Here is a 13,329-nt window from a genome sequence, read left to right as displayed (position 1 = left end):
CAACAATATCTTGATGATATTTGCTTCAAAATTAACTCAATGCCGCGAAAAATATTTGACTTCAAAACGGCCTATGAGATAGACTTTAATAAAAGTAAAAGTGGTGCGGTTGAGATTTGATAAAAGAGAAAACACTTCCTTGGAAGGAAGTGTTTTTTTTATTGATTATGGCCAAAGCTGGATGCATTATTTTGGGGATTGCGTTGGTCAAGATCTTTTTGGAGAAGGACGCTGGCACGTTTGATGGAATGGTGGCCAAATCGTTCTCGTATCGTGTCGAGGGTTTCATCAAGCTCGGTTATGGGTTCATCAAAAAGTGAAAGCTGAATGGGTTGGCAGGTAGAGACGAGGTCACTTAATGTGATGGTGATGCTGCGAAGTGGTTTGTTTTGGTCCCAATATTTCTCAACTAAAAAGAGGGATTCATTAACAATTTGTTGTACCGTATTGATGGGTTGATTCAGCTTTTTTTGTCTGGATAGGGTTTCAAGTTTGTGATCACGAATACTGATGCGAAGGACACTGCCTTTCTTTTCAATTTTACGACACCGACTTGAAACCGATTCAGCCAAGACCAACAATACCCGTTTGACCTCGTCAATGGTCACAAGATCTTGAGGTGTGGTCATGCCATTACCGATTGATTTGGCGGGATCACTGTAGGGGTTAACTTCTGATGAATCCTCACCATTCGCAAAGGCTTTGAGTAAGCTTCCCATCTTCCCAAGATGCGTATGCAAAGTGTTCTCATTTGCACAAGCCAGATCACCAATGGTTCGAATGCCAATCTGATTAAGACTTTTTTGAGTGCTGGGACCAACATATAGAAGTTCTTGAACAGGGAGTGGCCAAATCATTTGCTTCATATGGGACTCCATGAGGATGGTTAGCCCATTGGGTTTTTGGAAATCTGAACCAAGCTTTGCAAAGATTTTATTAAAACTCATTCCAATTGACACCGTCAAGCCGACTTCTGCTTTGATGCGCTTTTGGATTTCCGTTGCGATATCTCCCGGCTTTCCAAATAATAGAATAGAATCGGAGATATCGACCCATGCCTCATCAATCCCAAAAGATTCCACTTTATCGGTATAGGTTCGATAGATGTCTTTGACCTGATTGCTTATCATAAGATAATCTTCATAGGAAGGTGGAACAATCACGAGACCTGGACATTTGCGTCGCGCATCTTTAAGTGTCTCTGCCGTTTTAACGCCCTTAGCTTTCGCCAACGGATTACGTGCTAAGACGATGCCATGTCGTTTGGACTCATCGCCACCAACACACATGGGGACATTCGCCAAGGATGGATTTTTTAGTATTTCAATTTGCGCAAAGCAATAGTCAATATCGCAATGAAGAATGTAACGTTGCTTCATAAAGTCACCTCAATAATCTCAGTATAGGGTATTGTGTTGCGTAATTCAATAGAAATACGCAACATTGGGAGTTTTGTTGTATGGAGGTTGCATAATGGGTATAATAGAAAAAAGAGGTGATTTCATGACATTACAAGAACTGATTACGATATTTAGAGCGCGCCACAATCTCTCATTAGAAGAAGTTGGTGATGCGGTGGGTGTGAGCCGGTCGACGGTTTCACGCTGGGAAACGGGAGTTATTAAAAAGATTTCATTAGAAAAGCAGGAACGGTTGTCGCATTTATTTAAAATAAACGTTCCCGATTATTTAGATTATCATTTTTTTAAGCCGGTTTTAGGTGTAGTTAGGGCAGGGTACGATTTGTTAGCGCACCAAGATATAATCGGGTATGAGGAAGTTTCAAAACGTGAATATGATCAAGGCGATTATTTTTTGAGAGTTGTGGGTGATTCCATGACGGGATCACGCATTTATGACGGGGATCTTATTTACGTTAAAAAAACACGAGAAATTGTATCGGGGGATATCGCCGTTGTGTTAATACAGGGCGATGAAGCGACCGTTAAACGTGTTATTTTAAAAGATAATTTGATGATATTAGAGGCTACAAACCCGGACTATCCAACGCGTTATTATAACCCAGAAGAAGTCATGATGTTGCCGGTTGAAGTAATTGGGAAAGTCCTAAATGTGCGTGTTGATTTCTAGAAGTAATCCTTCTTATGTAAATAAACGACAACCCCAAGGGTTAAGAAAAAACTAATCATAAATACAATTAGGAGCGCATGAGGGTGGTCTTGGAAGGGGAGATCGATGTTCATGCCGTAAAAACTGGTAATAAAAGTTGGGACTGACAATACGAGTGTAATCGATGTGAGGGTCTGCATTATTTTATTCAATCGATTTGAAAAAAGCGATTCGGACACATCAACAATCGAATTGATGATTTGTTGATACATTTCGATATTTTGAACTAATTGATTCACCTCGATACGAATGTTTGTATATTCCGAAGATCGTTCAGATTGCCAGAGGGGATGTGGTTTTTCTTTCATAATATAATTCGCGACATCACCAATGGCATTAATAGCTGTTTGATAACGAATTAACTTTCGACTTAAACTAAAGAGGGCTTTAATGTTTGCTTTTGTAACCAAATTTTCCATGGTTTCTTCATACTCCGAAAGCTGTGCGTTGATGATTTGAACCATCATTTCATAGTTTTTAAGCGTATGTAAAAGAAGGTCAGTGAGGGTAGCGTGCTGAATGTCTTCGGTTAAAGAAATCGATTCATGACAATAAAGATTATAAACGGTACCCATTTGTTCGATACAAATGGGTTGAATGTTTTCTGGTGAGCTTGGATAATTAAGAATGATATAGAAATTGCCACTTAGAAGACGGATATGAGCCAGTTCCGCTTTATCGGATAACGATTGACGGATATATTCGGGTAATTGAAGCATGTGAGCATCTTGATAGATTATAAGATTCATCGTGAATCCTCCTTGTATAGGTATTATAACACGTGAGAAGAATACGAAATTAAGAAAACCTTAAACTGCTTTAGTGTATAATAGATTTAATTGGAGGACGCATATGTATAAAATCATGATTATTGAAGATAACGATACAATTCGTAATGAACTCAGTAGTTTCTTAAAAAAGAACGGCTATGAGACCACACTCATTACTGATTTTACGAATGTTTTGGATACGTTTAAGCAGGAAGATGTGGATTGTGTACTTCTGGATTTATCTCTTCCTGAAGTTGAGGGACATTATCTTGCGAAAGAAATTCGCAAAATAAGTGAAGTTCCGCTTATTGTTGTTACCAGTCGAAACAGCACCATGGATGAACTGATGTCCATGAATTTAGGGGCTGATGATTTTATTACCAAACCGTATAATTTACAAATTTTGTTAGCGCGATTGCAATCCGTTTTACGACGTGCTTATGAAAAAAATGATACCCCAGTAACTGTTTTAAGAGGGGTTGAGTTAGACATACCGCGCGGAATGGTGCGTTATCAAAATCAAGAGCAAGAACTTACCAAAAATGAATTACGCATTCTATCATTCCTTATTGCAAATAAAGGCAGTATTGTTTCACGACAAGATTTGATGCAATACTTGTGGAATACGGATTGGTTTGTGGATGATAATACATTGACTGTAAATATTAATCGTTTGCGTAAGAAACTTGAAGAAATTGGAATTGTGGATTTTATAGAGACAAAACGTGGTATGGGATATACAATTCATGAAAACTAGAGATTTTTTGATGGATAAAGCGTATCTTATGATCCTCGTTGGAATTTTAGAAGGTGTTGTTTCATTCTTCCTTTTGGCTGTGGGGATTCAGCATGAAATTGTGTGGATTATCATGTTTCTCTTCGCACTGGTGTTGCTTGTGGTTTTAGGGGTTGAATTTTCCCGTAGAAAGCGATTTTATGATGAACTGCTGATGAATTTAGAAGGGTTGGATCAAAAGTACTTGATTACGGAAATGATCCCTGATGGGGAGTTTTTGGATGCAAGGCTTTGGGTTGAGGTTGTAGAAGATCTAAGCAAATCCATGGCAGACCGAGTGAATGAGTATAAACGGCGTCAAGAAGATTACAAAGAATACATTGAGTTATGGATTCACGAAGTGAAAACACCTTTAGCAGGGGCAAAGCTGATTGCTTCAAATAATTCCAATTCAGAAATGGATCTCATAATCCGTGAAATGAACCATGTTGAAGATTACCTGGAACAAGTTCTTTTTTATGCACGGTCAAGCTCACTTGAAAAAGATTATATGATTCAGCCCCTTAATCTCAATACACACATCCGTAATGTCGTTAAAGAACTTGCACCCATCTTTATTCAGCGTAAAATTCAAATCGAGATCCAGGTGACAGAAGAACATGTATACAGCGATTCGAAATGGGTTGAATTTATGATTAAACAAGTCCTATCCAATGCGTTAAAGTATGTGGATGAAGGGTGCGGTCATATTTTCGTATCGACGACCATTCAAGAACATGCCATTACCCTTCAAATCTGTGATAATGGACCGGGAATCCCAACGCAAGACTTAGAACGGGTGTTTGAACGTGGGTTTACCGGAGCGCGCGGACGCCAAAACAAACAAGCGACAGGAATGGGATTGTATCTTGTGAAAATGCTAAGTAATAAGTTGAACTTAGATGTAACTATTGAGAGTCACGAAGGAACCTGTGTTAATTTCGTGTTTCCAAAATCAAAAATGATGTTTAAGTAACCTCGTGAACGAGGTTTTTTTATTTCAAATACACTATAATAAAAGTAAGTGACAATAATGTCATATAACTGTAATGATAATGAATGGTAGAATCATCAAGAATTCTTTAAACTCAATGTAGGAGGTTGGTTATGACAACAATACTAGATGTAAACAATATTGAAAAATACTATGGTAAAAAAGGAAATATTACCAAGGCACTTGATGGTGTCTCATTCACAATTGAAAAAGGGGAATTTGTAGGAATTATGGGACCATCGGGTTCTGGGAAAACAACCCTTCTTAACTGCATTTCAACCATTGACTCGGTAACCAGTGGAGCCATTGGGGTGAACGGTCAAAATATTACAAAACTTAAGAAAGAGCATTTACAACGTTTTCGTCGAGAGCAACTTGGATTTATTTTCCAAGATTTTAACTTACTGGATACCCTCACTGCTTATGAAAACATTGCTTTAGCGCTCACCATTCAAAACATTAATCATAAAGAAATTGATCAACGCATTCAAAGCGTGGCGCGTCTTTTAGATATTGAAGAAGTACTTCAAAAATTTCCGTATCAAATGTCAGGGGGACAGCAACAACGTGTCGCCTCAGCGCGTGCATTAATTACAAATCCAAGTCTTATTTTAGCGGATGAGCCTACGGGTGCTTTAGATTCAAAATCAAGCCGTATGTTGCTGGAGAAACTTCAAGAACTGAATGAACAAGAACAAGCGACCATTATGATGGTAACCCATGATGCATTCAGTGCAAGTTATGCGCAACGCATCCTCTTCATAAAAGATGGGAAAATCTTTAATGAGTTGGTACGTGGTAATGATAGTCGCAAAGAATTCTTTGATAAAATTATTGATGTTGTAACGTTACTTGGAGGCGATTCCGCAAATGTACTCTAAACTCGCACTTCGTAATGTTAAGAAGAGCTATCGAGATTTCTTTATCTACTTTATCACCTTGACGTTCTCGGTCTCTCTATTTTATGTTTTTTCTTCATTTGGTGCACAAGCATCAATTATGGATTTAAGTTCATCACAAGGTTCAATGGTTGAGGCGTTGACACGTATTATGAATGCGATGTCCTATATTGTCGCCGTTGTCTTTGCATTTTTAATTCTCTATGCAAATCATTTTTTAATTAAGCGTCGCCATAAAGAACTGGGCGTTTATACGTTATTGGGGATGCCGAAACGCTACATATCTCGAATTTTAATTTACGAAACACTCTATATTGGGGTCTTTTCATTAGGATCTGGATTGCTTTTAGGTCTTGCTTTATCTCAAGTTATGACACTATTGAGTGCAAAGGTTCTAAGTGTAGCAACACATTATCATTTTGTATTTTCAATGGTTGCGACTGTGAAAACAATTGTGTGCTTTATGATTATTTTTACAGTAGTCATGATTTTTAATGGTGTGATTCTTAATAAATATAAATTAATTGATTTATTGCGTTCAAAACGTCAAAATGAAACACTTAAAGTACGTAAGACATGGATGAGTGTTGTTATTTTTATTCTTGCATGTGTCCTTATTGGGTATGCCTATAAACTGGCATTGAAACCAATGGAACTGATTCGTTTGCTTCCCCTTGTGTTGGTTACAGGGGCATTGGGAACTTTTATGCTCTTCCTATCGTTTTCTGGATTTATGCTTAAATTTATGCAATTAAACCAAAAACGTTATTACAAGGGTTTAAATAGTTTTGTCTTTCGTCAAGTGAGCGCAAAAATCAGTACAACGTATAAAATGATGTCTGTGATTACTTTGATGTTGTTGATTGCGATAGGAGCCCTTGCTACTGCATTTAATTTAAATTATGTACTTGGCAACGAACTGGAAAAAGCAACCGGTTATGATGTTAGTGTTGTGGTTTCCGGTTCAGAAGGGAAGGATTACGCGCGTCTTATTGATGAAGTCAAAGGCTTTGAACATCAAACAACCGCATCCCTTTATGATCTGGGCATTGAAGCGAAGGATATGGGGATGGAACAGGAACTTTATCAAGGTCAACGCATTTTATTTATGACAGAGACTGATTTCAATGGTTTACGAACGCATGAAGGGTATGAACCCATTCACCTTGATGAAGATGAAGTTTACTTCCAAAAAGCACCAACCGCAGGGTTACAGGGCAGTGATTTGGAGAAACTGGATGCGATTCCAATTTTAGGACAAGCGTTTGTGCTTCAAGCAAATCATGATGTGAAACCGGTAAGGATTGCGAATGGATCTATGATTCACGGATCACTCTTTGTGGTTAATGATGTTCATCTATCAACATTAAAAGCAGAAATGATTTCAAATGACGCATGGAATCAAAATACATTCATATCCAATCTTGATGTTCATGGTTCACAAAAAGAAGTCGTAGAAAAACTTGAAAACAATTTTGAGGGACAGTCTCTTGGCTTGTATCATAATATTCTTAGTTCCGAAGATGTGACAGCGTCAATGAGTGGAACCGAACTCTTATTTACCTATGTGGGTATTTATCTTGGATTGGTGTTCTTGTTAAGCAGCGTGGTTGTATTGGCGCTTCAACAGCTTTCGGAAGCCAGTGATAATCAATCACGTTACCGTGTTCTCACAAAATTGGGTGCCGATGAGCATATGCTTAAACGTTCAATTCTAAAACAGATAACGATTTATTTCTTTTTACCACTTCTCATTGCGTTAATCCATGCTTATGTTGGTATCAAAGCAATGAATGTGAACTTAAATTTAGCGGGTCTTGCACCGGACACCATGGTGCCTGCAATTCTTACAACCAGTGCAATCATTAGTATGTATTTGATCTATTTCATCATTACGTATTTCTCAAGTAAGGCCATTACACTGGAAGCTTAAACACACCTAAGGGTGTGTTTTTTAATATGACATTGTTGTAAGTTAAGTGTAAGGAGATTCGATGGTTTGCTTCTTGCATAAAATCTATACTATAGATAACAAGGAGAAACATTATGAAAACACAAATTAAAAAACTATTTAGAAATGATCAAACACGCAAAAATCTACAAGGACGTAACTCAGAACTAACAAAACCCAAACCTTGCCTTGCGGAAATGAGTGCTGAAGAACAAGCAATCGGGCAAGCGCTATCCAGTTTTGTGATCACGACGATCATTACATTATAAGGGAGGCAATTATGTATTTTAAAATAGCCTATAGAAATGTTAAGAAAAGCTATAAAGATTATTCTGTATATTTTATCACATTGACCTTTTCGGTAGCCCTTTTCTATATCTTCGGATCCTTTGAACAGCAGTCAGCCATTTTAAAAATGACGGCAGGGCAAGGTCAAGCTGTGCAAGCACTTGTAACAACCATGAATGTTATGTCAGCCATTATTTCTGTTGTGTTCGCATTTTTAATTCTCTATGCGAATCAATTCTTAATTCGACGTCGTCAAAAAGAGTTGGGCCTTTACACATTACTGGGGATGCCAAAACGAAACATTGCGCGAATCCTAACATATGAAACCCTCTATATTGGTGTGATGTCCTTAGGGACCGGGTTAGTTCTTGGCTATCTCGGATCTCAGGCAACCGCAATTTTAAGTGCTCAACTCCTTAAAGCGAACATCACATACCATTTTATTTTCTCAATCAAAGCAACACTTAAAACAATCCTAAGCTTTTCCGTTATTTTTATCATTGTCCTTATCTTCAACGGTAATGTCATTCGGAAACATAAGCTTATTGAACTCTTTCATGCACATCGCGTCAATGAAACTGCTGAAAACAAACGTGCTGTTTTACAATTTATGGTAGGTGTCATTTTACTGATTCTTGCTTATAAATGGGCACTTGTACCCTTACATCTTGTGGTTTTTATGCCTTTGATTATTGCCTTGGGATCATTTGCTACGTTTGTTATTTTTAAAGCACTTTCCGGCTTTATGCTTAAGTTTATGAAGATCAATCAACGCCTCTATTATAAAAATCTCAATGTCTTTGTATTTCGCCAAGTTGCCTCAAAGGTCAATACGACTTACAAGATGATGGCGGTTGTAAGTCTTCTACTCTTATTTGGTATCGCAACATTATCAACGGGGTTTAACCTAAATTCAGTTATGGATGAACAAATTAAACGCAATACACCTTTTGATTACACCTTAATGGTGCCGTACTTATCGATCGAACGTGATCTTGAAATTGAAACCTTTATTGCGGACCAGAACATCGAAGGCTTTGCATCAATGAATCTCTACAACACTGATTATGATGCGGATGTACTCGATAGTGTTGTGATGCACGCCAAAAGCCAACAACAACCACGAGTCTATCTTGCGGATATTGAGGATTATAATATGATCCGCGTCATACACAATCAGCCAACCATAGATTTAAGTCCGAACAGTGTATACCCTTATGGTCTTAAACATCACAATCAAACCTTAAAAGCGGATGCTAAAGTGATCTTGGGTAAGGGAGATTATAATGTTGTTGATGATCGTGATGATGAGGCGATAAGCATTAGAAATGGTGATTTTAATGATGTCGTCTTACTCATGAATACGGAAACACTTCATGATACACTTGCATCTCAAACGAAATCCGTAACGATGACAACAATCTACAATGTGAATACAGACAAAAGCAGTTTACTCCAAACATCTATTGAACACAAACTTGACGAATTGGGATATGATCCCAATGATATTATAAGTGTTAGTTCAGAACAACTGTTTGAAATGCTATTGGGAATTGAGCTGATTTTTACTTTTATGGGACTTTATTTGGGCGTTGTTTTCTTAATCAGTAGTGGTGTCATTCTTGCTCTACAGCAACTTTCTGAAGCAAGTGATAATCAGGTACGCTATCGTGTACTTGAGAAATTGGGAACGGATGAAGGCATGATGCATCACGCCATTTTCAAGCAAGTTGCCTTGTATTTCTTCATACCACTCTTGCTGGCTGGTGTTCATGCATGGGTTGGGATATCTGCGGTTAATATAAACTTAGATCTTGCAGGCCTTAAGGCAACCAGTTTTATGCCAACCCTTTTAACGTGTGTTGGGGTTATTGGTATTTATTTTGTATACTTTATTGCAACCTATTTAGGCAGTAAGTCAATAAGTAAAGGAAACTAGAGATTTCATCTAGTTTTTTTTATAGAATGTTGTATTATAGTTGTAGTGTAAAAGGAGCGTTCCATGAATTTATTTATAAGAGAAGATATTCGGACGAATAGTTTTGATGACCCGGAGTTTGAACAAAAGCTTGCTTCAATGTGGGAGCGATTCAATACATCATTGCCACATTACGATGCGGCGAAATATGCAGTCTATACGGACTACAAGACAGACTATAAGGGATTGTATTCTCTGGGCCTTGCAACTGAGTTTGAACAAACAAGCGAATTGTTGGTCGTGGACGAACGCAATGATTATCAAGTGTTTCCTGTTGATGTAACCGATGAATTTGGTGTTTTAAATACATGGAAATTGATCTGGTCGTTGGAGGCATCGGATAAGTTAAAACGTGCGTATACCATTGATTTTGAAAAATACTATGAAGATGGACGTATCGATATCTTTATCGCAGTAGAATAACATTTATGTTATTCTTTTTTATTACGAGAATGTAAGGTGGTCGTTTATTGAAATATGATAAAATACAACTAAGGAGTTCTAACTATGGTCATAAAAATGGCATTTAAAAACGTTCGAAAAAGCTATAAAGACTATACCGTGTATTTTGTGACACTGGCTTTTTCTGTAGCACTTTTCTATATTTTTGGATCCTTTCAAGATCAAGCGGGAATTTTGGAACTTACAAATCAAATGGGACGAACGTTTGAACTGGTATCAGAAGCCCTCAATGTGATATCTTTTATAGTCGTCGTAATCTTTGCTTTCCTTATCGTCTATGCAAATAATTTCATCATTGGTAGACGAAAACAAGAGTTTGGATTGTACATGCTTTTGGGGATGTCACGTTTTAAAATGTCATTGATTTTGATGGCAGAAACATTTTTAATTGGATTGGCTGCACTTGCAGTAGGCCTGTTCTCAGGCTATATCTTAACGCAAATTACGAGTGTGTTGATGGGGACAATCCTAGCGGTTCCGATTCACTATCAATTTATCTTTTCAACACAGGGGGCACAGCGAACGATTTATTGTTTTAGTGGAATCTTTGTATTGATTATGTTTCTTAATCAACGGAAACTGCGGAAGATTACGTTAAATGAATTGTTTAATGCTCATAGAACACAAGAGATGTTGCGAAATGTTTCGGTTTGGTGGACGGTATTTCAACTTATTGGGGCGATTGCGATTTTGATTTTTGATTACTTATGGGTTCTTAAAGCAGGGCAACTTATCTTCTTTATGCCGATTATTGTTGGGATTGGAATCTTTGCGACAATCCTTTTATTTAAATCTATGGCAGAATTTGTGGAATATTTTGTACATATAAACCGCTCACGATACTATCGCAACCTTAATTTATTTGTCGTTCGACAAGTTTCAAATAAAATTCGTTCGACATATCGTGTCATGGCCGTGGTATCCATTACCTTATTGTTTGGTATTACTATTTTAGCGACGGGGCTAAACCTTAATAAACGCATTTCTAATTTTGCGGTTGAAACCATTCCTTATGATGCCTCATTTACGTTTATGTATGATGACGTGGGAACTGTGAAAAATTACTATAACGATTTAAATCTTAATGAATATTTTAGTTCGGGTTTTCAAATCAACCTCTATCGATCGGAATCTTTTGATACGGAGGTATTCAATATTTATGATGATATTGGTGAGGAAAAACCCGTTAATGAACCTTTGGCTCTCATGACGCTAAGTGATTACAATAAAGTTCGAACCATCCAAAATAAACCGTTGTTGACGCTTTCGAAGAATCAAATCTATTTTCAACCGGATTACAACAATCTCATTACAATGCGTGCGCGTTTGGTTGATGTCCTTGATTATCGAAAACCCTTAACCTTAGGTTCTGTTGACTATTTCCTACAACCTTATGACGAGGCAAATTTTGTAATTTTTTCGAATCAGTCAAATGGCTATCCAATCCTTGTAGCTCATGAAGATGATGTCAATTCGATAAAGGCCACCTGGCCCGATGTTTTTATAAAAACTGTAGTAAGTGGCAATGCACTACATTCAACTGAAGGAGATATTGAACGTATTCTAGAACATGTTCAAGAAGGACAAACCCAAGATCTCACAAATTATTATGATACCGATGTACTTACAAGATATAACTCGGGGCTTACAGGCATGGGAACTGAAATTATTATTGCTGCAATTGGCCTGTATGTGGGGATGGTGCTTCTTATTGTTAGTCTCGTTATTTTGGCGTTACAACAGTTATCGGAGGCTAGCGATAATCAAGGGCGGTATGAAACCCTGCGTAAGATCGGGGCATCACATGGCATGATTAATCGAGCATTGTTGAAACAGACGGCCTTATACTTTTTCATCCCACTAGGGGTTGCATTGATTCATACGGTAGTCGGTTTGATTGCAGTTGAGCGAAATTTAAACCTTATAAATTTAGGATACACATCAAATGTACTCAGTGTGTCAACAGTGGTTATTGTCTTTATGTTCTACTTGATCTATTTTGTGATCACTTATTTCAACAGCAAACGTATTATTAAAGTAAAACGCAAATAAAAAACAAATAAAAAACATACTCATTTGAAGTGAATCCCTAATTCCTAGTACGGAAAAGAGATTTACATCCATGGTGGAGTATGTTTTTTATTTCTATTTCAATGCTTGATGATTTTCGGTGTAGGCATCAAAGTGTTTCAGTTCAAGCATTTCGATAAAGAGGTCAACGCCTGATTCAAAAAAATCTCTAAGAATTGGATTGTCGTTATTATACTTCACCATCATGAGATCTTTTGGATTCAATAATTCATGACTGATGTCATATCGTAGCTGAGCAATTAAGATTGATGTGAGTGCATTCGTTTCATAACGAATCCAATCAATGGTATAGGTTAGGTCGTTTTCAACATATTCGGACAATCTTTGATAGTAGTTACTTAATAAGTTACTCCCAAAAATCGCTTTTTGAAGGTAAATGGTTGTTTGTACAGATTGTTCATTTCCATAGGCGGTGATAAATGACATAACACGATTAAATACTTCTTGGCCTTCGTTTGTATTAAAGTAAGTGCCAGGAATTGATTGGTCATAGTTTAGCGCATAGTAACCCTCGGTGAGTTCTTGTAAGACAATACGAAGTTTTGTGTCCTTCTCAAGTTTTTTCTCTTGATCAATTTGCTTCTGATGGTTCTCTTTGATTTTTTTGAGTTCGGTATCTGCAGATTGTTTTCTACCGAGATATGAACTAATGTATCCAAAAAGAGAACTCAGTAAAACACCAGACAGACTGATTATTGCGACAACGATTTGATAGCTGTCCATGATATTCATAAAATAGATTGATGTAGGCATACACAAACCTCCTTTAAAAGCATTATAACGTATAATGAACGAAAACCAATCATAGAATTTAAAATCATAAAAAAAACTCTATAAGTAAACTTATAGAGTTGGATTAACTGTTTGGAGCAGGTGAGGGGAATTGAACCCCCGCCTCAACCTTGGCAAGGTCGTGTTCTACCATTGAACTACACCTGCAAATGGCGGTCCAGACGGGAATCGAACCCGCGATCTCCTGCGTGACAGGCAG

Annotated in this window: 12 protein-coding genes, 1 tRNA gene and 1 pseudogene; 10 read left to right on the top strand and 4 right to left on the bottom strand. The window is 37.4% G+C overall.

Features of this window, described 5'->3' with window-relative positions; genetic code table 11:
- Nucleotides 1-120 (top strand): annotated as a pseudogene (locus EPJ89_RS06570) (IS30 family transposase); the annotation flags it as partial.
- Between the two features lie 38 nt (nt 121-158).
- On the opposite strand, the gene dinB reads toward EPJ89_RS06570, so the two are convergent.
- Nucleotides 159-1,379, bottom strand: coding sequence for a DNA polymerase IV (gene dinB, locus EPJ89_RS06565; RefSeq protein WP_200549274.1), 1,221 nt, complete (start codon nt 1,377-1,379; stop codon nt 159-161).
- Nucleotides 1,380-1,503: 124 nt separating this feature from the next.
- On the opposite strand from dinB, the gene EPJ89_RS06560 reads away from it, so the two are divergent.
- Nucleotides 1,504-2,091: a LexA family protein gene (locus EPJ89_RS06560; RefSeq protein ID WP_200549278.1), complete on the top strand. Its 588-nt coding sequence runs from the start codon at nt 1,504-1,506 to the stop codon at nt 2,089-2,091.
- Here EPJ89_RS06560 and EPJ89_RS06555 read toward each other — a convergent pair.
- Entirely contained in the window at nt 2,088-2,879 is a 792-nt protein-coding gene (locus tag EPJ89_RS06555) for a CorA family divalent cation transporter (RefSeq protein WP_200542724.1), read from the bottom strand. The two genes, EPJ89_RS06560 and EPJ89_RS06555, sit on opposite strands and share 4 nt — an antisense overlap.
- Before the next feature lie 103 nt (nt 2,880-2,982).
- Between EPJ89_RS06555 and EPJ89_RS06550 the strand changes: the two genes are divergently transcribed.
- The 8 genes from EPJ89_RS06550 (at nt 2,983) to EPJ89_RS06515 (ending at nt 12,299) form a co-directional block, all read left to right on the top strand.
- Nucleotides 2,983-3,657, top strand: coding sequence for a response regulator transcription factor (locus tag EPJ89_RS06550; protein ID WP_125164250.1), 675 nt, complete (start codon nt 2,983-2,985; stop codon nt 3,655-3,657).
- The gene (locus EPJ89_RS06545) at nt 3,647-4,651 is read left to right on the top strand and encodes a sensor histidine kinase (RefSeq protein WP_161637311.1); all 1,005 of its coding nucleotides are present in this window, start codon (nt 3,647-3,649) and stop codon (nt 4,649-4,651) included. Before EPJ89_RS06550 ends, EPJ89_RS06545 begins: the two co-directional genes overlap by 11 nt.
- A 131-nt stretch (nt 4,652-4,782) precedes the next feature.
- Entirely contained in the window at nt 4,783-5,550 is a 768-nt protein-coding gene (locus tag EPJ89_RS06540) for an ABC transporter ATP-binding protein (RefSeq protein ID WP_161637312.1), read from the top strand.
- On the top strand, nt 5,540-7,501 hold the full coding sequence (locus EPJ89_RS06535; RefSeq protein WP_200549272.1) for an ABC transporter permease: 1,962 nt from the start codon (nt 5,540-5,542) through the stop codon (nt 7,499-7,501). The genes EPJ89_RS06540 and EPJ89_RS06535 overlap by 11 nt, the downstream gene beginning before the upstream one ends.
- A 113-nt stretch (nt 7,502-7,614) precedes the next feature.
- Complete coding sequence (locus EPJ89_RS06530; protein WP_161637314.1) at nt 7,615-7,788, top strand: translation initiation factor IF-2; 174 nt, start codon at nt 7,615-7,617, stop codon at nt 7,786-7,788.
- Between the two features lie 11 nt (nt 7,789-7,799).
- Entirely contained in the window at nt 7,800-9,746 is a 1,947-nt protein-coding gene (locus EPJ89_RS06525; RefSeq protein ID WP_200549270.1) for an FtsX-like permease family protein, read from the top strand.
- Nucleotides 9,747-9,809: 63 nt separating this feature from the next.
- Complete coding sequence (locus EPJ89_RS06520; RefSeq protein ID WP_125164255.1) at nt 9,810-10,208, top strand: GyrI-like domain-containing protein; 399 nt, start codon at nt 9,810-9,812, stop codon at nt 10,206-10,208.
- Between the two features lie 84 nt (nt 10,209-10,292).
- Nucleotides 10,293-12,299 (top strand): ABC transporter permease, encoded by a 2,007-nt coding sequence (locus tag EPJ89_RS06515; RefSeq protein WP_200549268.1) that lies wholly within the window; start codon nt 10,293-10,295, stop codon nt 12,297-12,299.
- A gap of 93 nt (nt 12,300-12,392) precedes the next feature.
- Here EPJ89_RS06515 and EPJ89_RS06510 read toward each other — a convergent pair whose 3' ends face one another.
- Together EPJ89_RS06510 and EPJ89_RS06505 are read right to left on the bottom strand one after the other, a co-directional pair.
- The gene (locus EPJ89_RS06510) at nt 12,393-13,091 is read right to left on the bottom strand and encodes a hypothetical protein (RefSeq protein ID WP_200549266.1); all 699 of its coding nucleotides are present in this window, start codon (nt 13,089-13,091) and stop codon (nt 12,393-12,395) included.
- 112 nt (nt 13,092-13,203) lie between these two features.
- A tRNA-Gly gene (locus EPJ89_RS06505) sits at nt 13,204-13,277 on the bottom strand.
- Nucleotides 13,278-13,329: the final 52 nt, after the last annotated feature.

It is taken from the genome of Erysipelothrix sp. strain 2 (EsS2-6-Brazil), assembly GCF_016617625.1.
In the GTDB taxonomy this organism is placed as follows: Bacteria; Bacillota_I; Bacilli_A; order Erysipelotrichales; family Erysipelotrichaceae; genus Erysipelothrix; species Erysipelothrix piscisicarius.
Note: the sequence above shows the minus strand (reverse complement) of the source record. Positions and strands in the feature narration are given on the sequence as shown.